A 23370-nucleotide genomic window follows, 5' to 3' on the forward strand; every position below is an offset into this window, starting at 1 on the left:
CCGGGTGGGCGGGGGGGGGGGGGGGGGGGGGGGGGGGGGGGGGGCGGGGGGGGGCGGCCCCCCCCCCCCGCCCCCGTAGGACCGCTCCCGCTCGGTACTCGTAACGCCGAACCCGCTCGGTACTCGTGCTCCACACCACCACAGACTCCGCACCACACACCTCGAGGTGAACATCCATGGCCACCGTGCTGTCCCTCTCCGGGAGCCCCTCCCCCACATCCCGTACGGCGCGACTGCTGCGCCACCTGGACGCCACACTCGTCTCACAGGGACACGAGGTGATCCCGCTGGACGTCCGGACGCTGCCCGCCGAGGCGCTGCTGGGCGCGGACTTCGGCCACCCGGCGATCGTCCGGGCGGCCCGGCTCGTCGAGGCCGCCGACGGCATCGTCGTCGGTACGCCCGTCTACAAGGCCGCGTACTCGGGGCTGCTGAAGTCCCTCCTCGACCTGCTGCCCCAGTACGCGCTTTCGGGGAAGACCGTGCTGCCGCTGGCCACCGGCGGTTCCACCGCGCACGTCCTCGCGATCGACTACGCGCTGCGGCCCGTGCTGTCCTCCATGGGCGCCTCGCACATCGTGCCGGGCTGGTTCGTCCTGGACCGAGACATCACCGTGCAGGAGGGCGGCGGGGTCCACGTGGCACCGGAGACACGTGAGGCGCTGGACGGTGTGCTCGGCCAATTCTCGACGGCGCTGGACCGCGCGCCCCTGCGAGTGGCGGCATGACCGGCACCGCTCATGTGATCGCCGACGACGCGGAGGCGCTGGCGGTAGCCGCCGAGCTGGCGGCGGAGTTCCGCACCGGCGCGGCCCGCCGGGACGCCGAGCGCCGGCTGCCGGGCCCCGAACTGGACCGGCTCTCCGACAGCGGCCTGCTGGGCATCACCGTGCCGCGTGAGCACGGTGGCGCCGAGGTGTCGGCCGAGACGCTCGCCGGGGTCTTCCGGCTGCTGGCCACCGCTGACGCGAGCCTGGCGCAGATCCCGCAGAGCCACTTCGTGTACGTCGCGGTGCTGCGCCGCCAGGGAGACGAGGAGCAGCGGAAGTTCTTCTTCCAGGAGGTGCTGGCCGGACGTCGGCTGGGCAACGCGCAGTCCGAGGCGGGCACCAAGCACGTGCAGGACATCCGTACCCGGCTCGTCCCGCAGCCGGACGGGTCGTACGTCCTGGAAGGCACCAAGCACTACTCCACGGGCGCGCTGTTCGCGGACTGGATCCCGGTGCTGGCCCGCGGGGCCGACGAGGAGCTGTACGTCGCCTACGTCCCCCGGCACGCACCCGGCGTGACCGTCGTGGACGACTGGGACGGCATGGGCCAGCGGACCACCGCCAGCGGCACGGTGCGCCTGGAATCCGTACTCGTCCCGCGGGACCGTGTGGTGCCGCACCACCTCACCTTCCGCGGCCCGCAGCTGCACGGTGCGCTGGCGCAGTTGCTGCACGCGGCCATCGACACCGGGATCGCCGAGGGGGCGCTCTCCGAAGCGGTGGAGTTTGTCCGGGTCAAGAGCCGCCCGTGGTTCGAGAGCGGGCTGGCAACCGCGGCGGAGGATCCGCTGCTCATCCAGCAGTTCGGTGAGCTGGCGCTGGCCGTACGGGCGGCGGGCGCGCTGCTCTCCGAGGCCGCGCGCGCGGTCGACACGGCGGCGGTCGGCCTCACCGACGACAGCGCGGCCGAGGCGTCGATCGCGGTGGCCGCCGCGAAGGTGCAGGCCGCCCGTGCCGCGGTGGAGGCCGGCAGCGCGCTCTTCGAAGCGGCCGGCACCCGCGCCGCACTGAACGGGCTGAACCTGCACCGGCACTGGCGCGACGCGCGTACCCACACGCTGCACGACCCGGTGCGCTGGAAGGTGCAGCACATCGGCCGGTACGTGCTGAACGGCACCCGACCGCCCCGGCACGGCCTCCTCTGAACGGCGGGCGCACCCCCGGTGAACACGCGGATGTGGTCGCAATCGGAGGACGCGCGTGCTTCGCTGGCGGCATGGTGTCGTACGAGGAAGACGTGCCGCGAGACGAAGCGCATTCCGAGGAAGACGTGCCGTACTACGAAGACGTGTCGCCGGGGAGCGGCACTCTGCCGCCCGCCGCGTGGCTGCCCGGGACGGACGCCCGGCGGCTGTCGCTGAACGGGACCTGGCGGTTCCGGCTGTCGCCGGCGGCGACCACGGAGGACGAGACCTTCGCCCGCCCCGAGTACGACGACTCGGCATGGGCCGGGCTGACCGTGCCGGGACACTGGGTGCTCCAGGGGCACGGCGCCCCGGCCTACACGAACACCGGCTACCCCTTCCCCGTGGATCCGCCGCGGGTGCCGGACGAGAACCCCACCGGTGACCAACGGTACGCATTCGACCTGCCGGAAGACTGGCCGGCGGGTTCCACCGTGCTGCGCTTCGGGGGCGTCGAGTCCTGCGCCCGGGTATGGCTGAACGGCGAGGAGCTGGGCCACTTCAAGGGCAGCAGGCTGCCCCACGAGTTCGAGGTGGGGGCGCTGCTGCGGCCCGGGCGCAACACCCTGGCCGTCCGTGTGCACCAGTGGTCGTCCGGCACGTACCTGGAGGACCAGGACCAGTGGTGGCTGCCCGGCGTCTTCCGGGAGGTGGACTTGCTGCAGCGTCCCGAAGGCGCGGTGCGGGACGTCTTCGTACACACCGAGTACGACCACCGCACCGGGAGCGGCAGCCTTCGGCTGGACTGCGCTCCGGCCGGACGGGTGACCGTGCCGGAACTGGGCATGGACCTGGCGACCGGCGAGAGCGTGACGGTTCCCGTCGAGCCGTGGACGGCGGAGACGCCGCGACTGTACGACGCGGAGCTGGCCACCCCCGGGGAGCGCGTGCGGCTGCGCATCGGGTTCCGCACGGTCGCCGTCGAGGACGGCCTGCTGAAGGTCAACGGGCGGCCACTGCTGCTGCGCGGCGTCAACCGGCACGAGTTCCACCCGGCGCACGGGCGCGCGCTGACCACGGACGTCATGCGGCGCGACCTGCTGCTGATGAAGCAGCACAACATCAACGCCGTGCGTACCAGCCACTACCCGCCCCACCCGGCCTTCCTGGAGCTCTGCGACGAGCTGGGGCTGTGGGTGGTCGACGAGTGCGATCTGGAGACGCACGGCTTCGCCCAGCAGGGCTGGCGGGGCAACCCCGTCGACGACGAGCGGTGGACGCCGGCCCTGCTCGACCGGGCCCGGCGGATGGTCGAGCGCGACAAGAACCACCCGTCCGTCATCATGTGGTCGCTCGGCAACGAATGCGGTACGGGCCGCGGGCTGTCCGCGATGGCCGCGTGGATGCGGGAGCGCGACCCGTCCCGGCCGCTGCACTACGAAGGCGACCCCAGCTGCGCCGACACCGATGTCTACTCCCGGATGTACGCCGACCACGCCGAGGTGGAACGCATCGGGCGGCGTACGGAGGAGCCGCTGGACGACGCGGCACTGGACGCCCGGCGCCGCAACCTGCCCTTCGTGCTGTGCGAGTACGCGCACGCCATGGGCAACGGGCCCGGCGGGCTGCGTGACTACCAGCGGCTGTTCGAGACCTATGAGCGCTGCCAGGGCGGCTTCGTGTGGGAATGGATCGACCACGGGCTGCGGCAGGAGACCGCGGGCGGCGTCCCTTACCACGCGTACGGGGGCGACTTCGGGGAGGAGCTGCACGACGGCAACTTCGTGTGCGACGGGCTCGTGTTCCCGGAGCGCACACCCTCGCCGGGGCTGATCGAGTACAAGAAGGTCATCGAGCCGGTGCGCATCGAGGCGGCCGGGCCGGACGCCGCCCCGGGAGCGGTGCGTGTCACCAACCTGCAGGACTTCGCGGACCTGTCGGCGCTCGTCTTCCCGTGGCGCTACGAGGTGGAGGGCCGCGCCGTCACGGAGGGGACGCTCGCGGTGCCGCCGCTGCTGCCCGGCGAGAGCGCCGAGCTGAAGCTGCCGCCGCCCGCCGACGGGGCTGCGGCCGGTGAAGCACTGTGGACGGTACGCGCGGTCCTGGCCGAGGACACCGCCTGGGCCGCCGCCGGGCACGAAGTCGCGTGGGGCCAGCTGCCCGCCGGGCCGCGCCCGGTACCGCGCCCGGTCGTGGCGGCCGTGGCACCGCGGTGGGGCGAGGACGGCACGATCGCGCTCGGCCCGGGTGTCTTCGACGCCGCCACCGGGGTTTTGAGCGGGCTCGGCGGCCGGCCGGTGTCCGGCCCGCGGCTGGACATCTGGCGGGCGCCCACGGACAACGACGAGGGCGCGCCCTGGCAGCCGGGGCAGCGCTGCGGTCCCGAGTGGCGGCGGATCGGCCTGCACCGGATGCGGCACCGCACGGACGCGGTGGTGGCGGACGGGGACACGCTGATCGTCCGCACCAGGGTCGCGCCGGCCGCCACGGCACTGGGCTTCGCGGTGGTGCATCGCTGGATCTCGGACGGCGTCGCGTTGCGGCTGGAGGTGGCCGTGACGCCGGAGGGCGACTGGCCGGTCGCGCTGCCCCGGCTAGGGCTGCGGATGGGCGTCGGCGGCGATCTGGGCGCCGTGCGGTGGTTCGGCGGCGGTCCGGGTGAGGCGTACCCGGACACGTCCGCAGCGGCCCGCGTGGGCCGTTGGGTGCTGTCGGTCGACGAGTGGCAGACCCCGTACGTGCGACCGCAGGAGAACGGTGCGCGCATCGGCGTGCGCTGGGCGGAGCTGACGCGCCCGGACGGGACCGGGCTGCGCGTCGAAGGGGAGCCGGACTTCTTCCTCACGGCCCGGAGGTGGACCACGGAGGAGCTGGACGCCGCCCGGCACGCGCCGGACCTCGTCCCGGGCGACCGCGTGTGGCTCCACCTGGACCACGCGCAGCACGGGATCGGCAGCCAGTCGTGCGGCCCCGGGGTGCTCCCCCGCTACCGCCTCGAAGCCGCTCCGGCCGCGTTCGCCTTCACTTTCCGGACGGTGGAATGACAGGCTTCACCGTATGAGCACTACCTCCCCCTCCTTCGTGGCCGCCCTGGCCGGCGGCCCCGTCGTCCTCGACGGCGGACTCTCCAACCAGCTGGAGTCGGCCGGGCACGACCTCAGTGACGAGCTGTGGTCGGCCCGGCTGCTCGCCGAGCAGCCGGAGGCGATCACCGCCGCGCACCAGGCGTACTACGAGGCGGGCGCCCGGGTCGCGATCACCTCCAGCTACCAGGCCACGTTCGAGGGCTTCGCGCGGCGCGGCGTCGACGGAGAGACGGCGGCCGGGCTGCTGCGCCGCAGTGTGGAGCTGGCCCGGGAGGCCGCCCGGCGCGCCATGAAGAACGGCGTGCCGGGCCCTCTGTACGTCGCGGCCTCCGCGGGCCCCTACGGCGCGATGCTCGCGGACGGTTCGGAGTACCGCGGCCGGTACGGACTGAGCGTCGGCGAACTGGAGCGGTTCCACCGGCCGCGGCTGGAGGTGCTGGCGGCGGCGGAGCCGGACGTACTGGCGCTGGAGACGGTGCCGGACGCGGACGAGGGGCGGGCGCTGGTGAGCGCGGTGCGCGGCCTCGGGGTACCGGCCTGGTTGTCGTACAGCGTCGAGGGCGGCCGGACGCGGGCCGGGCAGCCGCTGGAGGAGGCCTTCGCACTCGCCGCCGAGGCGCCGGAGATCGTGGCCGTAGGGGTCAACTGCTGCGTGCCGGAAGACGCGGACGCGGCGGTGGAGACGGCGGCGCGCATGACCGGCAAGCCCGTCGTGGTCTATCCGAACAGCGGTGAGGAGTGGGACGCGCAGGCGCGTGCGTGGCGCGGTCGCGCGACGTTCACGGCGGAACGGGTGACGGCGTGGGCGGCGGGCGGCGCACGCCTCATCGGTGGCTGCTGCCGCGTGGGCCCCGACTCCGTCTCCGCCCTCGCCGGCCTCCTCACGCCCTGACGCTCCCCCTGCAGAGCAGCGGCCCCGCCCGTGTACGGCGGGGCCGTTCCCCGTGCGTGGCGGATCAAGGTCGTTATGCAGACGCAACCCTCACGGCGGAGACAGCGGACACGGCCGGTGGCAGGATTCAGCGCAACTCGCCGTCAGCAGACTGCTGTTGATCTTCACCTTTCCCTGGAGGACCGGTGTCAGCTCGCTCGTCGCTGCCTGTCATAGCCGCCGTCGCGGCCGTCGCCCTGGCGGCCGGCTGCACCAGCACGAAGTCCGAGGGGAACCAGGGCTCCGGGTTGCAGCTGGTGTCCAAGGGGACGCTCAAGACCTGCACCCACCTGCCGTACGCGCCCTTCCAGGTCAAGAAGGGCGGCGAGATCGTCGGATTCGACGTGGACCTGATCGACCTCGTGGCCAAGGACATGAAGGTCGAGCAGGAGGTCGTGAACACGCCCTTCGAGGGCATCGAGACCGGCCAGGACTTCAATATTCGCAAGTGCGACCTGGCCGCGGCGGGCATGACGATCACGCCGGAGCGCAAGAAGGTCATGGACTTCTCCGACCCGTACTTCAACGCCACGCAGGCGCTGATCACGAAGAAGGGCGAGCCCTACAAGAGGATCGAGGACCTCAAGGGCCGGAAGCTCGGCTACCAGAAGGCCACGACCGGCGGCATCTACGCCAAGGAGCACGCCGGCAAGGACGTGGACCTCGTGGAGTACGAGGACCTCGGGCTGCTGCTCACGGCAGTGAAGACCCGCAAGGTGGACGCCGCCATCATGGACAACGGCGTGCTGCTCGACTACGTCAAGTCCAACCCCGACACCAAGGTCACCGCCGAGTTCGACACGGGTGAGCAGTACGGGGTCGCAGTGCGCAAGGGCAACGGCGCACTCCTGAAGCAGATCAACGCCTCCCTCAAGAAGGCCAGGTCGGACGGCAGTTACGACCGCATCTACAAGAAGTGGTTCGGTACCACCCCGCAGAGCTGATCCCCACCGCCCACCCTGAGGAGCTCTGCCCGCATGCCCCTGACCAAACGGCAGCGGACCCGCGCGGTCCGCGGGTCGCAGTACGCCCTTCTGGTCCTGGTCGTGGTCGTCGTGGCGCTGGTCGCCGACTGGGGCCAGCTGCAGCGGGCCTTCTTCGATGTCGGCATCGTGGCGGACCTGTTCCCCGACATCGTCACCACCGCGCTGGTCAACACGGTGCTCTACACCCTGCTCGGCTTCGGATTCGGGCTGGTGGTCGGGCTCGTCCTGGCGCTGATGCGGCTCTCTTCGGTGCCGCCGTACCGCTGGATCGCCGTCACGTACATCGAGTTCTTCCGGGGCGTGCCCGCCCTTCTGGTCTTCATCGCGCTGGGCTTCGGTGTGCCGCTCGCCTTCGAGGTCGCACTGGACCAGTACGTCACCGTGATGCTCTCCCTGGGACTGGTCGGCGCCGCCTACATGGCGGAGACCATCAGGGCGGGCATCCGGGCCGTGCCCAAGGGCCAGACCGAGGCGGCCCGCTCGCTCGGCATGTCGCACGGCCGGGCGATGGTCTCCATCGTCATCCCGCAGGCGTTCCGCATCGTCCTGCCGCCGCTCACCAACGAGCTGATCCTGCTGACCAAGGACTCCTCGCTGGTGTACCTGCTGGGGCTGTCGCTCGGCCAGTACGAGCTGGCCAACTTCGGACGGGACGCACTCAACGAGTACAAGAGCCTGACCCCGATCCTCGTGGCCGGCCTGCTCTACCTCGTCATCACCCTCCCGCTCGGCCACCTGGTCCGGCGGCTCGAAGCCCGTACCGCGAAGGCCAGGTGACCGGCATGACGACCGACTCGGCGGCGACGGGCCGGGCGCCCGCGGCCGGGAACCCGACCGCCATCGAGGTCACCGGGCTGCACAAGGCCTTCGGCGACCTCGAAGTGCTCAAGGGCATCGACTTCACGGTGCGGCGCGGCGAGGTGGTGTGTGTCATCGGCCCCTCGGGGTCGGGCAAGTCGACGCTGCTGCGCTGCGTCAACCTGCTGGAGGAGCCCACCTCGGGGACGGTCGTGGTGGCCGGCACCGAGGTGACCGACCCGGACGTGGACATCGACCGGGTGCGGCGCCGGATCGGGATGGTCTTCCAGTCCTTCAACCTCTTCCCGCACCTGACCGCGCTGGAGAACCTGACGATCGCCCAGCGGCGTGTGCTGCGCCGCGAGAAGGCCGAGGCGGAACGGGTCGCGCGGGCGAACCTGGCGCGCGTCGGACTGAGCGACAAGGAACGCTCCTACCCCGCCCAGCTCTCCGGGGGCCAGCAGCAACGGGTGGCCATCGCCCGCGCGCTCTCGATGGACCCGGAGCTGATGCTGTTCGACGAGCCGACCTCCGCGCTCGACCCGGAGCTGGTGGGCGACGTGCTCGCCGTCATGCGGTCGCTCGCCGACGAGGGCATGACCATGCTAGTCGTCACGCACGAGATGAGCTTCGCGCGGGAGGTCGCTGACCGGGTCGTCTTCATGGACGGCGGGGTGATCGTCGAGCAGGGGCCGCCGGACCGTGTGGTGGGTGCCCCGCAGCACGAGCGGACGCGTACCTTCCTGGCCCGCGTGCTGGACCCGGCGGCGGCCCAGGTCGGCGAGGTGGCCGACACCGGCCCGGAGGGCAAGCGCGTGGACCGCTGAGCCCCGCGGAAGGCCGGAGCGGCCCCCGGGCCGGTTGAGGGGCCGTACGGACGCCCCCGGCCCGTACGCGGCCGTACGGACGGGTGGCGCGCGGAGACGCGTGGCGCCCGCCCGTGGCCGTACCGGCCGCCCACCGGGCATGGTGTCCGGTGATCGGTTTTCCCCGAGCCTCAGGAGCCCGCCGGTGTTCGTCGACATGCCCCTCGAAGACCTGCGCACCTACCGTCCCGCCCGGCCCGAACCGGCCGGCTTCGACACCTTCTGGCAGCGCACCCTCAAAGAGGCGCGCGCCTTCCCCCTCGACGCACGCTTCACCCCCGTCGACGTGGGCCTGGACCTGCTCGACACCTACGACCTGGAGTTCTCCGGGTTCGGCGGGCACCGTGTCCGCGGCTGGTTCCTCGTCCCGAGGGGCGCTGGACGGCCGCTCCCCTGTGTCGTGCGGTACCTGGGCTACGGGGGCGGACGCAGCCTGCCGCACGACTGGCTGCTCTGGCCGGCCGCCGGGTACGCCACCCTCGTGATGGACCCCCGGGGCCAGACCGGCCCGAACCGGTCAGGCGACACCCCCGACCCGGTGGGCTCCGACAACCCGTCCGTCGGCGGCATGATGACGCGGGGCGTGCTCGACCCCGACGCGTACTACTTCCGCCGGCTCTACACGGACGCCGTACGGGCCGTGGAGGCCGCGCGGGAACACGCGGCGGTGGACCCGGACCGCATCGTCGTCGAGGGCAACAGCCAGGGCGGCGCGCAGGCGCTCGCGGTGGCGGGGCTGGTGCCGGGGCTCGCCGCCGCACTGGTGCGGGTGCCGTTCATGGCCCACATCCGGCGCGCCGTGGAGGTGGCCGAGACCGGCCCGTACACCGAACTGGCCGCGTACTTCGCCGGGGAGCGGCTGCACATCGACGCCGCGCTGGACACGCTGGACCACTTCGACGTGCTGAACTTCGCCGCCCGTGCGGAGGCTCCCGCGCTCTTCGGCACGGGCCTGGCCGACACCGTCACTCCGGCGTCCACCGGCTTCGCCGCGTACCACCACTACGCGGGCCCGAAGGACCTTCGGGTGTGGCGGTTCAACGGCCACGAGGGCGGCGGGACGCACCATCAGGCGGACGAGATCATGTTCGTACGGGAGCTGTTCGCATGAGGCCGCGTCCGCGGGCCCATGAAGTACCGGCGCAGGCCGGGCACCTGAGGGAGGAGTGGCGATGAGCGCGTGGGGAGCGGGACCTCTGGTGGTCGGCGTGGACAGTTCCACGCAGTCGACCAAGGTGCTGGTCGTGGACGCGTCGACGGGTGAGGTCGCGGCACGGGGCCAGGCGCCGCACACCGTCACCGCCGGCCCCGGCAAGGAGAGCGGCCCCGAAGAGTGGTGGGACGCGCTCGGGCAGGCGCTGGAGGCCTGCGGTGACGCGGCGCGGCAGGCGTCCGCCGTCTCCGTCGCGGGCCAGCAGCACGGACTGGTGACGCTGGACCCGGCCGGGCGTCCGGTGCGGCCTGCGCTGCTGTGGAACGACGTACGGCCGGCGCCGCAGAGCCGCCGCCTCATCGAGGAGCTGGGCGGCCCGGATGCCTGGGCTCAGCGGGTGGGCAGTCTGCCGGGCCCGTCGTTCACCGTGGCCAAGTGGGCCTGGCTGCGCGACCGGGAGCCGGCGGCGGCGCGGGCCACCGCCGCGGTACGGCTGCCGCACGACTACCTCACCGAGCGACTGACCGGCGAGGCCGTCACCGACCGCGGGGACGCTTCCGGGACGGGCTGGTGGTCCTCGGCCACCGGGAGCTACGACAAGGAGATCCTGGACCACGTGGGGCTGCGGTCGGAGATGCTGCCCCGTGTCGCGCGCCCCGGTGAGGCGGCCGGGACCGTACGGCCCGGCTCGTTGCCGCTGCCGCGCGGCGCACTCGTGGCGGCCGGTACGGGCGACAACATGGCGGCGGCGCTCGGCCTCGGGCTGCGCCCCGGCCACCCGGTGATCAGCCTCGGCACCTCGGGGACGGTGTACGCGGTGACCGGGCGGCGCCCGGCCGATCCGACCGGCACGGTCGCGGGGTTCGCGGACGCGCGCGGCGACTGGCTGCCGCTCGCCTGCACGCTGAACTGCACGCTCGCGGTGGACCGGATGGCGGCGCTGCTGGGCCGGGGCCGGGAGGCCGTGGAGCCGGGCGGCTCGGCGGTGGTGCTGCCGTTCCTCGACGGCGAGCGCACGCCGAACCTCCCGGAGGCGACGGGTCTGCTGCACGGCCTGCGGCACGACACCACGGGCGGGCAGGTGCTGCAGGCGGCGTACGACGGCGCGGTCTTCGCGTTGCTGCGGGCGCTGGACCTGGTGGCGGGGCCCGAAACGGCGGCGGACGAGGCACTGCTGCTGATCGGCGGCGGGGCGCGCGGGCAGGCCTGGCGGGACACCGTACGTCGGCTGTCGGGCCGGCCCGTGGTGGTACCGGACGAAGGCGAACTGGTGGCGCTGGGCGCGGCGGCGCAGGCGGCGGGGCTGCTGCTGGGTGAGGATCCGGCGGCGGTGGCGCGCCGCTGGGGAACGGGCCGGGGCGAGCGGTTCGAAGCGGTCGAGCGGGACGCGGCGGCGTGGGAGCGGCTGACGGGGACCCTCACGGCGGCGGGGCCCCTCTTCGGGGCGTGAGGTTCCCCACGCACGAAGGGGGCCGCCGCGGGCGCCGCCCATAGAAGCCCCGTGGGCGCCGCCCCGCACAGCCCCGCGGGCGCCGCCCTTCGTGCGTGCAGTCGTACGCCAGCGCATATTTGCACCCCGACCGGCGGGTGCACACCCGGGGATACAGCTATTCCGGCGAGCCTATCCAGTCAATTCCTATTTCATGCCACTCATTTGAGGGATTGTGCAGATAAAATCAGTGCGACTACCTTCTCTGTTCGGCGGATAGCCGATTTCAACTTCTTCCAGAGATGGGTGGGGCAGCTGTGACGGTTCCGGAAGAAACACTCTCCGACACCGCGGGCGAAAGCCAGAATGTGAACCTGACCAGTCTGGCCACGACTGCCGCGCGCAATCTGGCGACCACCACCAAGACCGTGCCACAGATGCAGAACATCACCTCGCGGTGGCTGCTGCGTCTGCTGCCCTGGGTAGAGGTCTCCGGTGGCACGTACCGGGTCAACCGGCGCCTGACCTATGCCATCGGGGACGGACACATCGAGTTCGCCTCGGAAGGCGGGGACCTGCGCGTCATCCCCGACGAGCTGCGCGAGCTGCCGGCACTGCGGAACTTCACCGACGGCGAGGTGCTCACCGCGCTCGCCGAGCGGTTCGAGCGGCGGCAGTACGCGGCGGGTGATGTGATCGCCGAGGCCGGGGGGCCCGCCGACCGCGTCGTGCTCGTCGCGCACGGCAGGGTGGACCGGATCGGCGCGGGCAAGTACGGCGACGAGACCGTGCTCGGCGCGCTGGCCGGCGGCGATCACCTCGGTGACGAGCCGTTCACCGACACGGACGCGACCTGGCAGTTCACCTACCGCGCGGTGACCCGGGTGACCGTCCTTTCCCTGCCGAGCAGCGCGCTGGCCGAGATCCGGGACCGCTCGGAGGGGCTGCGGGACCACCTCGAAGCGCAGCAGTCCGGAGCGCCGACGCCGCACAACGAGAGCGGCGAGGCGGCCATAAAGATCGCTTCCGGCCACCGCGGCGAGCCCCTCCTGGACAGCACGTTCGTGGACTACGAACTCAAGCCGCGGGAGTACGAGCTGAGCGTGGCGCAGACCGTGCTGCGCACGCACACCCGCGTCGGGGACCTCTACAACGACCCGATGAACCAGGTCGAGGAGCAGCTGCGGCTGACCATCGAGGCGCTGCGCGAGCGGCAAGAGCACGAGATGATCAACAACCGCGAGTTCGGCCTGCTGCACAACGCCGACCCGCGGCAGCGCATCCCCACCCGGAGTGGCCCGCCCACCCCGGACGACCTGGACGAACTCCTGTCCACCGTATGGAAGGAGCCGTCCTTCCTGCTGGCGCACCCCAAGGCCATCGCGGCCTTCGGGCGGGAGTGCAGCAAGCGTGGCCTGTACCCGACCGCCGTGGACTTCATGGGCCACTCCCTGCCGTCGTGGCGCGGGGTGCCGATCTTCCCCAGCGGCAAGATCCCGGTCGGCGCGGACAACACCACCTCCTTCATGGTGATGCGTACCGGCGAGGAGCGTCAGGGTGTCGTCGGGCTGCACCAGACCGGAATTCCCGATGAATACCAGCCAAGCCTCTCCGTCCGTTTCATGGGCGTCGACGACAAGGCCGTCATGAACTACCTCGTGAGCGCCTACTACTCCGCGGCCGTGCTCGTCCCGGACGCGCTCGGAATTCTCGACGACGTGTCCATCGGCCACTGAGGCAAGTAATTCAGGCCACCGAGGCAGCAATTTCAGCCGCCGCGCGGCACACACCGGGGGACGGTACCCCCGCCGAATGCCGCCCGCCCCACCGGGCGGCCCCGCGGCCGCACGTTTCACACCGGCACAGGAATAGGTGAGCTTCTCCATGACCACTTCGCTCGACCCGGCATCCGGCCTCGACGACTCCGCGAACGAACAGGCCCGGTCGAGCCTCGCCACGGCGGCGGCCCGGAATCTGGCCACCACGACGAAGACCGTGCCGCAGATGCAGGGGATCTCCTCCCGCTGGCTGCTGCGCGTCCTGCCCTGGACGGAGGTCTCCGGCGGTACGTACCGGGTGAACCGGCGGCTCTCGCACACTCTCGGCGACGGCCGGGTGGAGTTCACCAGCACGGGCAGCGAGGTCCGTGTCATCCCCGTCGAGCTGCGGGAGCTGGCGCCGCTGCGCGGACTGACCGACCAGGCCGCGCTGGAGGGCCTGGCCGGCCGCTTCGAGCAGCGCGACTTCGCACCGGGTGACGTGCTCATCGAGCGCGGCACGCCCACGGACCAGGTCGTGCTGATCGCGCACGGCAAGCTGGAGCGTGTGGGCGAGGGGAAGTACGGCGACGACACCGTGCTCGGCGTGCTCGCCGACGGCGACCACACGGGCGCCACGGCGCTGCTCTCCGGGGACGGCACCTGGGAGCACACCGTACGCGCCGTGACCCGGGGCACCGCACTGGTGCTGCCCCGCTCCGCATACGAGGAAGTCGCCGGGCAGTCCGACGCGCTGCGCAGCCACATCGAGCAGTTCCGCAGCGCGCTGATCCCCGCGCAGAACAAGCACGGCGAGGCGGCCATCGAGGTGACCTCCGGCCACGTCGGCGAGCCGCAGCTGCCGGCCACGTTCGCGGACTACGAACTGTCGCCGCGGGAGTACGAACTCAACGTCGCGCAGACCGTACTGAAGATTCACAGCCGGGTCGCCGACCTGTACAACGACCCGATGAACCAGCTGGACCAGCAGCTGCGGCTGACGGTCGAGGCGCTGCGCGAGCGGCAAGAGCACGAGATGATCAACAACAAGGAGTTCGGCCTGCTGCACAACGCCGATCTCAAGCAGCGCATCCACACCCGCTCCGGCCCGCCCACCCCGGACGACCTGGACGAGCTGATCTCCCGCCGCCGGAAGACCCAGGTCCTGCTGGCGCACCCGCGCACCATCGCGGCCATCGGCCGGGAGTGGAACGCCCGCGGCATCTATCCCACGGGGGTGGAGTTCGGCGGCCAGGAGGTGCGGGCCTGGCGCGGCATTCCGCTGCTGCCCTGCAACAAGATCCCGGTCAACCCCGACCAGACCAGCTCGATCATCGCCATGCGTCTGGGCGCGGAGAACCAGGGTGTGGTGGGTCTGCACCAGACGGGCCTTCCGGACGAGTACCAGCCCGGCCTGTCGGTGCGCTTCATGGGCATCAACGAACAGGCGGTCATCAAGTACTTGGTCAGCGCGTACTTCTCGGCAGCCGTGCTGGTGCCGGACGCGCTGGGCGTCCTGGAGGACGTCGAGATCGGGCACTGAGGGGCCCGCCGGTCCCTGCGGGCTGTGCGGTGCCGCAGCAGGGGCCGGACACCTCCCCGTAGGAGTTCTTCCGCCTCCCCGGCGAGAGGCGCTCTTCGGGAGTGCGACGGCGATGGTGCTCACGGTGCCGTCGCCGTACTCCTGTTGTGGCGAAGGTGTGGACGGAGCCGGGGCGGTGCGGCGCCGGAAGTTTTTGCGCCGTTATTGGTCGAGCCAGTGGCGGACCGGGAAGAACCTTGGCAATGGGCGTGCGGTTCCGCATCATGGCGGAGCCGCATGTCCATGACATTACGCCATGGCGCGTGAGCCGTGGCAGGTACGCGAGCTTCCCCCTCCCCCCATGGTCCTCTGGCAGGAGATCGCATGCAGCACGACAGTCCTCAGCCGTCCCGCCGCAGACTGCTCACCGGCGCCGCCGCGGCCGCCGCCCTCCTCCCCCTCGGCACCGGCCAGGCGCACGCCGCCCCCCACCGCGCCGGCAGAGCCCTCCGTGCCGGCTACCCCGACGTGCACTGGACCCCGGCCGCCGCCGCCAACTTCACCGCGGCCAACCGCCCGTCCCAGTACGGCATCGACAGGGTGATCGTCCACGTCACGCAGGAGACGTACGCCGACACCGTGAAGATCTTCCAGAATCCCAAGAAGCAGGTCTCCGCGCACTACTGCGTGCGCTCGGCCGACGGATACATCGGCCAGTTCGTCCGCGAGGACGATGTGGCCTGGCACGCGGGCAACTGGGGTTACAACACCCGCAGCATCGGCATCGAGCACGAGGGCTGGGTGGACCAGCCCAGCTGGTTCACCCAGGCAATGTACCGGCAGTCGGCGCTGCTCACGGCCGCGGTCTGCGTGCGGTACGGCATACCGGTCGACCGTGAGCACATCATCGGGCACGTGGAGGTGCCCGGGACCGACCACACGGACCCGGGCCGCTACTGGGACTGGTCGCGCTACATGAGTCTGGTGAAGGCGTCCCTCCGGTAGCCGGTGTCCGCGCCTCCGGGCATCACCGGCCGGCCGCGCGGAGGAAGCGCTCCAGCCCCGCGAGGTCATCGGTGTTGAGGTGGTCCACGCCCGCCGCCAGCAGTTCCCGCCACACCGCGTCGCGTTCGGGGCCCGGTGCGTCGGGCGTGGCCCAGAACCGCAGCCGCCGTCCTTCCCCATGGGCGGCGGCCACGATCCGGTGCAGTTCGGCGCGCTCTGCCGCGGGCATCGGCCCGGCGCCCACCCAGCGGAACCGTTCCGACCAGTTCGCGGAGACCAGCGGGATGAAGGTGGCGGGTGCCGCGGTCCCCAGGTCGGTGAGCCGGCCGTCGTAGAAGGCGCGGCGCACCCGCTCCGCCGCCATCGGCGCACGGGCCCCGCGGTCGCCCGAGACCACGGCGGTGACGGCACGCGTACGGACCCGGCCCGCCGCGCAGACGCTGAGCATCGGCGCGTACGGCCGCAGGCGGCGGGCCAGCTCCTGATAGGCCGGCGCGCCCGCCGTCTTGAGGTCGACGAGAAGCTGCAGGGACAGCGGGTGGTCCTTGAAGACCGTGCCGCCGTTGGCCGCGACCAGCGACCGCAGCGGATCGAGGTACAGGGCTTCCAGGGTGCGCCGCGGGTCCAGCTCCGCCTCCTCGTGGGCGACCAGCAGGCGGCCGTCCACGAGCCAGACATCCGCCTCCACACTGCCGAAGCCGTGGTCCAGCGCGTCGCGGAGCGGACGGTCGTGCGCGTAGTCGTTATGGGCGTGCGCCCGGCGCAGCGGTGCCGGGCCGCGCTCCGCCGTCCGGTGCGGACCCGTGCCGCTGGCGGCGGCCGGCGGCACCGCCCCCGCCAGCAGAGCGGCGCATATCGACGCCACGGCGCTTCTGCGCGTGAACGGGCCGGCGCCGGTGTACGAACGACTGCGGAGGGACGGTTTTCTCGGAATGGAGTGATTCATGACATCTCCGGGATTCCCGATGGCTTCGGTCAGTGGTGTACTTCGTTGGCCCAAAGGACAGTTGGCGTGACAACTGGGGTGATCGTGAAGCAGCGATTCGGTCGTGTTCGCGCGGTTCTGACGGTTCTGGTGGCGGCCGGTGCACTGGCCGGCGGAGGGGTGGCGGGCGGGGGGAGCGCCGCCGCCTCGGTGGATGTGCTCCGGACGGGCCGGGCGGCCCCGGCGGCGTCCGGGGTGACGTACCGGCAGTTCTCGATGGCGGTGCCGCGCGGCACCGTGCGGGGGCATCTGGTGACGGTGGACCTGACCAGACCGGGCGTGTCGGTCGGTCTGCTGGACGCGGGCGCTGTCGGGGCACGGCAGGCGGTGTCCGCGATGGCCGGGGCGCGGGGCGCGGTGGCCGGGGTGAACGGTGACTTCTTCAACATAACGGAGACTCAGCACCCGGGCGTCGAGCCGACGGGAGCCGCTGTCGGGCCCGCGATCTCCGAGGGACGGCCGCTGAAGTCGGCGGTGCCGGACGGGCAGCGGTTCGGGCCCGCGCTGCCGCCCGGCACGACGACCGAGGACGTGCTCACGGTGGACGCCGACCGGCGGGCCCGGCTGGACCGGCTGTCCCTGCGGGGCTCGGTGACCACGCCGGGCGGAACGGTTCCGCTGCGTGGCCTGAACCTGTACGCGCTGCCGGTCGGCGGCATCGGCGCGTACACGTCGCAGTGGGGCACCACGTCGCGGGTCCGCGCCACGTGCGGTACGGACACCGACCGGGCGGCGCCGTGCAGTACGGACACCGCGGAGGTCACGGTGCGCCACGGCCACGTCGAGCGGATCGCGGACACGCCGGGGCGCGGCGGAGTGGCCGACGGCACGACTGTCCTGGTCGGCCGCGAGGAAGGGGCTCAGCAGCTGCGGAAGCTGTCGGTGGGCGAGCGGGTACGGATCACCGAACGGCTGGTGGGGCAGCGGCCGGCGGCGTTGCGGTTCGCGGTGGGCGGCTTCCCGATCGTGCGGGACGGCGCCCCGCTTCCCGGCCTCGACACCGTTGCCTCGGCGGTGCGTACCGCGGCGGGCATCGGCGTAGGCGGGCATGTGCTGTACCTGCTCGCGCTGGACGGCACGAAGGGGAACGCCGGTCTGACGATCGGTGAACTCGCCGGACTGATGCAGCGGCTCGGCGCCCGGGACGCGATGAACCTGGACGGCGGCGGGTCCACGACGCTGGTCCTGCGCGAGCCGGGGAGCGCCACGGCGACCGTGCGCAACAACCCCTCGGGCGGCGCGGAACGCCCGGTGCCGAACGGGATCGGGGTGTTCGCACGGCAGCCCTGACCGCGGCCCGCCCCCACCCGTACGCGTACGGCCCCGAGGGGTGCTCCTCTCAGGGCCGTACGCTGCTGACCAGGTCGGCGGCGCCGGACAGGCCGTTGCTGATGTCCGGGGCGATGCTGCTGCCGGCCAGGAAGAAGCCGAGGAGCATGCACACGATGGCGTGCGAGACCTTGAGCTGGCCGCTGCGCAGGAAGACGACGGCGAGCACCACAAGCAGCACGAAGACTGAGATCGAAATGGCCATGGCGAACCTCCCTCGGTGGCCCGAACGGGCCATCAACGGCGCCAGTTTGGCGTATTTCGCGCCCTTCGCCCGGCTGTCGGGCGTCCGCCGAACGGGTGATCACTGCGGGTCACCGGACAGCGTCGGCGTCGCCCGCCAGCGCCTCCCAGCGGACCGTGCGGTCGCACCACCGTTCCAGCAGCACCCGGTCGTGGCCGACGGCCAGCAGGCCGGCGCCGGTCATCCGCCGGTACTCCTCCACCACCGCGACCAGTGCGGCCGTGGTGGACGCGTCCAGCATCGCGGTCATCTCGTCGCAGATCAGCCAGCGCGGCCGGAGGATCAGAGCGCGGGCGAGGCAGGCGCGTTGCAGCTGGCCGTCGCTGACCTCGTGCGGACGGCGGCCGAGGAAGTCGGGGCTCAGGCCCACGCGCGGCACCAGCTCGGCGAGCCGCTCGGCCGCCTCACCCCGGCTGCCGTTCGCCCGCAGCGGCTCGGCGATCAGGTCGGCGAGGCGCAGCCGGGGATCGGCGGCGAGGCGGGGCTGCTGGAAGACGACGCCGAAGGCGGTGCGGAGGGCGCGCGGTGCGCGATGCCGCCAGCCGGGCGCGGCCTGCCCGTCGACCACGACGCTGCCCCGCTCCGGCCGGTGCAGCAGGGCGGCGACCCTGGCGAGCGTGGACTTGCCGCAGCCGCTGGGGCCGAGCAGCCCGACCGCTTCACCGGGCGCGACACGCAGGGAGACATCACGGACGACGGGGCTGCCGCGGTCGTAGCCGGCGGTGATGTCCGACAGTTCAAGCATCGGCGGGCTCCTGTGCGCGGGCCTGCGCGTCCGTCGGTACGTGGTGGCAGGCCACGCCGTCGACCGGCTCGGGGACGGTCTCGCAGGCTGCTGTGGCGTGCGTACAGCGGGCGGCGAACGCGCAGCCGTCCGGGAGCGCGCCGAGCTCGGGCGGCTGTCCGGGGATGGGCGTGAAGGCGCGTTCGGGGAGTGCGTCGAGCAGCCCATGCGCGTACGGATGCCGGGGCCCGGGGGCGCCGAAGAAGTCCTTCGCGCCGCCGAGTTCGACGATCCGCCCGGCGTACATGACGGCGACCCGGTCGGCGATCCGTTCGGCCGCCGCGAGGTCGTGCGTGATCATCAGCAGCGCGCGTCCGTCCTCGGCGTGCCGGCGCAGCTCGTCCGCCGTGCGGTCGACCAGGTCGCGGTCCAGCCCGGTGGTCGGCTCGTCGGCGATCAGCAGGGGCGCCTCGCCGACCAGCGCGAGCGCGGTGGCCGCGCGCTGCGCGAGGCCCCCGGAGAGCTGGTGCGGATACCGGTCGAGGTGGTCGGCGGGGAAGGCCGCGCGCTCGGCTGCCCCCTCTGCAGCCGAGCGCAGTTCATGGCGGGGGACGTCCGTCAGCTCGCGGACGGTCTCCTCCAGTTGGGCCCGTACGGTGCGTACGGGGGTGAGGTGCGCGGCCGGGCTCTGCGGGACCAGGCCCACCCGCCGGCCGCGCACGCTCCGGGCGAGTTCGCGCTCGCCTGCGGTCAGCAGGTCGACGGCGGGTCCCCGGCCGGCGTCGGCCAGCAGGGCGGAGCCGGCGGTCCGCGCGTTGCCCGGCAGCAGGCCGAGCAGCGCGGAGGCCAGCACGGACTTGCCGCAGCCGCTCTCGCCGACCAGGGCCAGGCACTCGCCGGGCGCGAGGTCGAAGGAGGCGTCGGTGACGGCGGCGATGTGCCGGCCGCCGCGCATCCGGAAGCGTACGGAGAGCCCCCGTACGGACAGCACGGGCCGGGGTGGCGCGTCTGCGGTGGTCACAGCATCAGCTCCGATCGGCGGCGCGGGTCGATCCGTTCCCGCCAGGCGCCCGCGAGGCCGGCGACGGCGAGGGTGGGGACGATGATGAACAGGCCGGGGAAGAGCGTGGGCCACCAGTCGCCCGCCAGCAGGGAGCTGCGCGCCGAGTTGACCATGATGCCCAGGCTCGCTTCGTGGGCGGGCAGGCCGAGCCCCAGGAAGGACAGCGCGGACTCGTGCCAGATGGCGTGCGGCACCATCAGGACGGCGGCCAGCCCGGCCCGCGGCAGTACGCCGGGGAGGAGGTGGCGTACGGCCACCCGCCACCGTGAGGCGCCCCCGGAGACCGCGGCGTCCACGAACGGCCGGCCGCGCAGCGACAGCACCTCGGCCCGCACGATGCGCGCGGTGGACAGCCAGTGGGTGAGCCCGACCGAGATGATCACCGGCCAGACGCCGGGCCGGAACATCGCCACGATGAAGATGCCCAGCAGCAGGTGCGGGACGGACGAGAAGAGGTCGACGACCCGCATCACGGCCCGGTCCGCCCAGCCGCCGAGCGCGCCCGCCAGCGCGCCGACCGCGGTGCCGATGACGGTGGCGGTGAGCGCGGCGACCACGCCGACCAGGAGGGAGACGCGCAGCCCGTAGACGCAGCGCAGCAGCAGGTCCCGGCCGACCTCGTCGGTGCCGAAGGGGTGCGCGAGGGAGGGCGGTTGCAGCTTGGCGGCGAGGTCGACGGCCTGCGCGTCCACGGGGACGAGCGGCGGCACGAGCAGTACGGCGAGCAGTACGGCGGCCATGAGGACGGCCGAGGTGACCAGCCTCAGGGTGCGGTTGCTCCGGTCCCGGCCGGTGCCGGGCCGCGCGGGGTGCCAGGTGAGCTCAGCCATCGAACGCCACCCTCGGATCGGCGAGGCCGTACAGCAGGTCCGAGAGCAGGTTCCCGATCAGCACCGCGGCCGTGGCCAGCACGGTCAGTGCGGCGAGCAGCGGGAAGTCGACGCTGGTGGCGGCCTGGACGGTGGCCGCGGCGATGCCCGGCCAGCTGAAGACGGTCTCCACCAGCAGCGCGCCGGTGATCAGTTCGGGCACCCGGGAGCCGATCAGGGTGAGCACCGGCAGCAGCCCGCTGCGCAGCGCGTGCTGCAGCAGAACGGTGCGCTCGCGCAGGCCCCGGGAGCGCGCGCCGCGCACCGGATCCTCGGCGAGCGCGTCGCCGACCCCTTGGCGCACGTACAGCACGAACCACGGGAGCTGCGAGACAGCCAGCACGAGGGCGGGCAGGACCACATGGCGGGCGACCTGGCCGGCGGTGGCGACGGTGCTCCCGGTGTCGGTGAGGCCGCCGGCCGGCAGCACTCCGAGCTTGAGCCCGAACAGCCAGACGGCCAGCAGGCCGAGCCAGAAGGGCGGCGCGGCCTCCAGCGCGTACGCGGCGCCGCTCACCGCACGGTCGAACATGCCGCCGCGCCATCGGGCGGCGAGTACGCCCAGTACGGTGCCGAGCAGGACGGCGACCACGAAGGCGAGCGCGCACAGCAGGACGGACCAGCCGAGGCGTTCGCCGATTACCTGGGAGATCGGGGCGCGCAGCGAAGCGGAGTCGCCGAGATCGCCGGTGAGGGCGCCGGTCAGCCAGTCCCACCAGCGGGTGAGGAGCGGCTGGTCGACGCCGAGGTTGTGGCGGATCTGGTCGAGGTTCTCCTGGGACGCGGTCAGGCCCGCGGCCCCGGCGTACGCCTTGACCGGGTCGAACGGCGAGGCCGCCGCGACGGCGAACACCCCGAAGGTGACGGCGAGGAGGACCGGGACGGCGAGCAGCGCCCGCCGGCCGGTCATCCGTGCCATCGGCCCCCAGGGCAGGGACTTCAGGGCTCTCACTTCTCGGGCTGCCAGTCCTCGACGTTCCACCAGGGCCCGGAGGCCAGACCGTGGTCGTGCGGCTCGACCTGGGTGGACAGGCCCTTCTCGCCCGGGACCTGCCACTTGTCGCCGACGACGTAGAGGTGGTCGATGTGGGTGAGGAAGATGTACGCCGGGTCCTTCCGCAGCTCGCGCTGGACGGTGTCGTACCCGGCCCGGCGGCGGTCATGGTCGTCGGTGCGGCGGGCGTCGACGAGCGCCCGGTCGACCTTGTCGTTCTCGTACCGGGACATGTTGTTGAAGCCGTCGCCCGCGAGCGAGGAGTGCAGCAGCAGGTACTGGTCGAAGTCGGGGTCGGCGGGGCTGCCGCCACCCGCGAGCACCGCGTCGTGCTTCATGCGCGGCTCGATGACCTCCCACGTGCCGGACTCGACCTTGGCCTCGATGCCGGCCTTCTTGGCGTCGGAGGCGAAGGCGAGGGCGTGCTCCTGGCGGAGCTTGTCACCGGAGAGGTACCAGAGGGTGAAGGAGGCGCGCTGCTTCCCCTTCTCGCGGATGCCGTCCGGGCCCTTCTTCCAGCCCGCGTCGTCAAGGATGCGCGTCGCCTGCTTCAGGTCGTGGGCGCGCTCGGTGCCCTTGGTGAACCAGGGGCTGTCGGTGGGCACGGGCCCGTAGGCGGGCTTGCCCGCGCCGTTGAGGATGCCCTTGACCATGGCGTCGCGGTCCACGGCGAGGTCCAGGGCGCGGCGGACGGCCTTGGCGCCGGTGACCGGGTTCGCGCTGGGCAGCGTGACGTTGCGGTAGTCGAAGGTCTTCGCGGTGTACGTCTTCTGGTCCTGGGCGGACTTGAAGGCGGCGGCGAGGTTGGGCGGCAGGATGGCGCCGTCGAGGTCGCCGGAGCGCAGCCGGGTGGCGCGCACGTCGTCGTCCTTGATGATCGCCATGGTGAACTTCTTCACCTTCGGCGCGCCGCCCCAGTAGTGGGGGTTGGCCTTGAAGGTGAGCTTCTCGCCCTTGGACCAGCGGGTGAGGACGTACGGGCCGGTGCCGACCGGATGGGTGGTGAAGGACCCGTTGTTCACGTCCTGCCTGCCGGCGATGTGCTGCGGCGCGATGGGCAGGACGGTGCGCTCGGCGAACGGCGCGTAGGGGTACTTGAGGCGGAAGACGACGGTGTGGTCGTCCTTCTTCGTCACGCTCTTGATCGCGTCGAGCTCGGCCTTGGAGGCGTTGTTGGTCTTCGCGTCGAGGATGGTCCGGTAGGTGAAGACCACGTCGTCGGCGGTGAAGGGCTTGCCGTCACTGAACTCCACGCCCTTGCGCAGGGTGTAGGTGTAGGTCCGGCCGTCGTCCGTGACCTCGGGGAGCTTCGCGGCGAGCGCCGGCTTGAGCTTCATGTCCGCGTCGTGGGTGAGCAGTCCGTCGAAGATCTTGGAGTTGCCGTCCTTGCCGTACCCCAGCAGCGGGCTCAGGCTGTCCGGCTCGTACGCGATGCCGACCACGGCCGAGTCCTTCGCGCCCGCGGCACCCTTGCCGTCGGACGGCGTGGAGCAGGCGGCGGCGCCGAGGGCCAGCGTCGTCGCCAGGGCCACCGCCGACACGCCTCGTATGGACCGCGCTGACATGCACCACTCTCCTCTTGCCTCATGTCATCTCATGCCGACGCAAAGCTTTTGCGAACGGATTGCAATTAAACAACATGTAAGAGAGTGCTGACAGACGCGGTCCTTACCGCTTGGTACTCACCGCTGGACACGCACCGCCTGGTGCTCACCGCTTCGGAACGGGCGGTGCG

Annotated in this window: 20 protein-coding genes; 13 read left to right on the forward strand and 7 right to left on the reverse strand. The window is 72.3% G+C overall.

What is annotated here, in order from left to right; genetic code table 11:
- Positions 1-176: 176 nt before the first annotated feature.
- The 12 genes from ssuE (at position 177) to ACIGQF_RS02870 (ending at position 15427) form a co-directional block, all read left to right on the forward strand.
- Positions 177-728 (forward strand): NADPH-dependent FMN reductase, encoded by a 552-nt coding sequence (ssuE, locus tag ACIGQF_RS02815; RefSeq protein ID WP_399704550.1) that lies wholly within the window; start codon positions 177-179, stop codon positions 726-728.
- Positions 725-1915, forward strand: coding sequence for an SfnB family sulfur acquisition oxidoreductase (locus ACIGQF_RS02820; RefSeq protein ID WP_399704553.1), 1191 nt, complete (start codon positions 725-727; stop codon positions 1913-1915). The genes ssuE and ACIGQF_RS02820 overlap by 4 nt, the downstream gene beginning before the upstream one ends.
- Positions 1916-1986: 71 nt before the next feature.
- The gene (locus ACIGQF_RS02825) at positions 1987-4938 is read left to right on the forward strand and encodes a glycoside hydrolase family 2 TIM barrel-domain containing protein (protein ID WP_399704556.1); all 2952 of its coding nucleotides are present in this window, start codon (positions 1987-1989) and stop codon (positions 4936-4938) included.
- A gap of 13 nt (positions 4939-4951) precedes the next feature.
- A complete protein-coding gene (gene mmuM, locus ACIGQF_RS02830; RefSeq protein ID WP_399704558.1) occupies positions 4952-5872 on the forward strand; it encodes a homocysteine S-methyltransferase in 921 nt (306 codons plus the stop codon).
- 185 nt (positions 5873-6057) lie between these two features.
- The gene (locus ACIGQF_RS02835; protein ID WP_399704561.1) at positions 6058-6855 is read left to right on the forward strand and encodes a basic amino acid ABC transporter substrate-binding protein; all 798 of its coding nucleotides are present in this window, start codon (positions 6058-6060) and stop codon (positions 6853-6855) included.
- 33 nt (positions 6856-6888) lie between these two features.
- Positions 6889-7674: an amino acid ABC transporter permease gene (locus ACIGQF_RS02840; protein WP_399704564.1), complete on the forward strand. Its 786-nt coding sequence runs from the start codon at positions 6889-6891 to the stop codon at positions 7672-7674.
- Between the two features lie 5 nt (positions 7675-7679).
- The gene (locus tag ACIGQF_RS02845) at positions 7680-8522 is read left to right on the forward strand and encodes an amino acid ABC transporter ATP-binding protein (protein ID WP_399704566.1); all 843 of its coding nucleotides are present in this window, start codon (positions 7680-7682) and stop codon (positions 8520-8522) included.
- A 184-nt stretch (positions 8523-8706) separates the two neighbouring features.
- Positions 8707-9672, forward strand: coding sequence for an acetylxylan esterase (locus tag ACIGQF_RS02850; RefSeq protein ID WP_399704569.1), 966 nt, complete (start codon positions 8707-8709; stop codon positions 9670-9672).
- A gap of 61 nt (positions 9673-9733) precedes the next feature.
- Positions 9734-11164 (forward strand): xylulokinase, encoded by a 1431-nt coding sequence (gene xylB, locus ACIGQF_RS02855; protein ID WP_399704570.1) that lies wholly within the window; start codon positions 9734-9736, stop codon positions 11162-11164.
- A gap of 281 nt (positions 11165-11445) precedes the next feature.
- The gene (locus ACIGQF_RS02860) at positions 11446-12879 is read left to right on the forward strand and encodes a family 2B encapsulin nanocompartment shell protein (RefSeq protein WP_399704572.1); all 1434 of its coding nucleotides are present in this window, start codon (positions 11446-11448) and stop codon (positions 12877-12879) included.
- Positions 12880-13027: 148 nt separating this feature from the next.
- Positions 13028-14443 carry a family 2B encapsulin nanocompartment shell protein gene (locus ACIGQF_RS02865; protein WP_399704574.1) on the forward strand — a complete coding sequence of 472 codons (1416 nt, stop codon included), beginning with the start codon at positions 13028-13030 and terminating at the stop codon, positions 14441-14443.
- A gap of 363 nt (positions 14444-14806) precedes the next feature.
- Entirely contained in the window at positions 14807-15427 is a 621-nt protein-coding gene (locus tag ACIGQF_RS02870) for an N-acetylmuramoyl-L-alanine amidase (RefSeq protein ID WP_399704575.1), read from the forward strand.
- 22 nt (positions 15428-15449) lie between these two features.
- Here ACIGQF_RS02870 and ACIGQF_RS02875 read toward each other — a convergent pair whose 3' ends face one another.
- Positions 15450-16373, reverse strand: a complete 924-nt coding sequence (locus tag ACIGQF_RS02875) for a phosphatidylinositol-specific phospholipase C/glycerophosphodiester phosphodiesterase family protein (protein WP_399704578.1) — start codon at positions 16371-16373, stop codon at positions 15450-15452.
- A gap of 66 nt (positions 16374-16439) precedes the next feature.
- Here ACIGQF_RS02875 and ACIGQF_RS02880 point away from each other — a divergent pair, with 66 nt between their 5' ends.
- Positions 16440-17702: a phosphodiester glycosidase family protein gene (locus ACIGQF_RS02880; protein WP_399704580.1), complete on the forward strand. Its 1263-nt coding sequence runs from the start codon at positions 16440-16442 to the stop codon at positions 17700-17702.
- Positions 17703-17751: 49 nt separating this feature from the next.
- On the opposite strand, the gene ACIGQF_RS02885 is transcribed toward ACIGQF_RS02880, so the two are convergent.
- The 6 genes from ACIGQF_RS02885 to ACIGQF_RS02910 form a co-directional block, all read right to left on the reverse strand.
- On the reverse strand, positions 17752-17946 hold the full coding sequence (locus tag ACIGQF_RS02885; protein ID WP_399704583.1) for a hypothetical protein: 195 nt from the start codon (positions 17944-17946) through the stop codon (positions 17752-17754).
- Positions 17947-18055: 109 nt separating this feature from the next.
- Positions 18056-18730 carry an ABC transporter ATP-binding protein gene (locus ACIGQF_RS02890; protein WP_399704585.1) on the reverse strand — a complete coding sequence of 225 codons (675 nt, stop codon included), beginning with the start codon at positions 18728-18730 and terminating at the stop codon, positions 18056-18058.
- Complete coding sequence (locus tag ACIGQF_RS02895) at positions 18723-19664, reverse strand: ABC transporter ATP-binding protein (protein WP_399704778.1); 942 nt, start codon at positions 19662-19664, stop codon at positions 18723-18725. Before ACIGQF_RS02895 ends, ACIGQF_RS02890 begins: the two co-directional genes overlap by 8 nt.
- 62 nt (positions 19665-19726) lie before the next feature.
- Positions 19727-20602: an ABC transporter permease gene (locus ACIGQF_RS02900; protein ID WP_361561407.1), complete on the reverse strand. Its 876-nt coding sequence runs from the start codon at positions 20600-20602 to the stop codon at positions 19727-19729.
- Positions 20595-21551 carry an ABC transporter permease gene (locus tag ACIGQF_RS02905; protein WP_399704781.1) on the reverse strand — a complete coding sequence of 319 codons (957 nt, stop codon included), beginning with the start codon at positions 21549-21551 and terminating at the stop codon, positions 20595-20597. The genes ACIGQF_RS02900 and ACIGQF_RS02905 overlap by 8 nt, the downstream gene beginning before the upstream one ends.
- 38 nt (positions 21552-21589) lie before the next feature.
- Positions 21590-23200: an ABC transporter substrate-binding protein gene (locus tag ACIGQF_RS02910; protein ID WP_399704588.1), complete on the reverse strand. Its 1611-nt coding sequence runs from the start codon at positions 23198-23200 to the stop codon at positions 21590-21592.
- Between the last annotated feature and the right edge of the window lie 170 nt (positions 23201-23370).

The organism is Streptomyces sp. NPDC053560 (assembly GCF_044544605.1).
Taxonomy (GTDB): Bacteria; Actinomycetota; Actinomycetes; order Streptomycetales; family Streptomycetaceae; genus Streptomyces.

Coding starts and splice junctions, on each gene's coding strand:
- xylB (WP_399704570.1), top strand. CDS start 9,734: ATGAGCGCGTGGGGAGCGGGACCTCTGGTGGTCGGCGTGGACAGTTCC.
- ACIGQF_RS02905 (WP_399704781.1), bottom strand. CDS start 21,551: ATGACCGGCCGGCGGGCGCTGCTCGCCGTCCCGGTCCTCCTCGCCGTC.
- ssuE (WP_399704550.1), top strand. CDS start 177: ATGGCCACCGTGCTGTCCCTCTCCGGGAGCCCCTCCCCCACATCCCGT.
- ACIGQF_RS02910 (WP_399704588.1), bottom strand. CDS start 23,200: ATGTCAGCGCGGTCCATACGAGGCGTGTCGGCGGTGGCCCTGGCGACG.
- ACIGQF_RS02890 (WP_399704585.1), bottom strand. CDS start 18,730: ATGCTTGAACTGTCGGACATCACCGCCGGCTACGACCGCGGCAGCCCC.
- ACIGQF_RS02860 (WP_399704572.1), top strand. CDS start 11,446: ATGGGTGGGGCAGCTGTGACGGTTCCGGAAGAAACACTCTCCGACACC.
- ACIGQF_RS02825 (WP_399704556.1), top strand. CDS start 1,987: ATGGTGTCGTACGAGGAAGACGTGCCGCGAGACGAAGCGCATTCCGAG.
- ACIGQF_RS02865 (WP_399704574.1), top strand. CDS start 13,028: ATGACCACTTCGCTCGACCCGGCATCCGGCCTCGACGACTCCGCGAAC.
- ACIGQF_RS02840 (WP_399704564.1), top strand. CDS start 6,889: ATGCCCCTGACCAAACGGCAGCGGACCCGCGCGGTCCGCGGGTCGCAG.
- mmuM (WP_399704558.1), top strand. CDS start 4,952: ATGAGCACTACCTCCCCCTCCTTCGTGGCCGCCCTGGCCGGCGGCCCC.
- ACIGQF_RS02885 (WP_399704583.1), bottom strand. CDS start 17,946: ATGGCCATTTCGATCTCAGTCTTCGTGCTGCTTGTGGTGCTCGCCGTC.
- ACIGQF_RS02895 (WP_399704778.1), bottom strand. CDS start 19,664: ATGCGCGGCGGCCGGCACATCGCCGCCGTCACCGACGCCTCCTTCGAC.
- ACIGQF_RS02875 (WP_399704578.1), bottom strand. CDS start 16,373: ATGAATCACTCCATTCCGAGAAAACCGTCCCTCCGCAGTCGTTCGTAC.
- ACIGQF_RS02900 (WP_361561407.1), bottom strand. CDS start 20,602: ATGGCTGAGCTCACCTGGCACCCCGCGCGGCCCGGCACCGGCCGGGAC.
- ACIGQF_RS02845 (WP_399704566.1), top strand. CDS start 7,680: ATGACGACCGACTCGGCGGCGACGGGCCGGGCGCCCGCGGCCGGGAAC.
- ACIGQF_RS02820 (WP_399704553.1), top strand. CDS start 725: ATGACCGGCACCGCTCATGTGATCGCCGACGACGCGGAGGCGCTGGCG.
- ACIGQF_RS02870 (WP_399704575.1), top strand. CDS start 14,807: ATGCAGCACGACAGTCCTCAGCCGTCCCGCCGCAGACTGCTCACCGGC.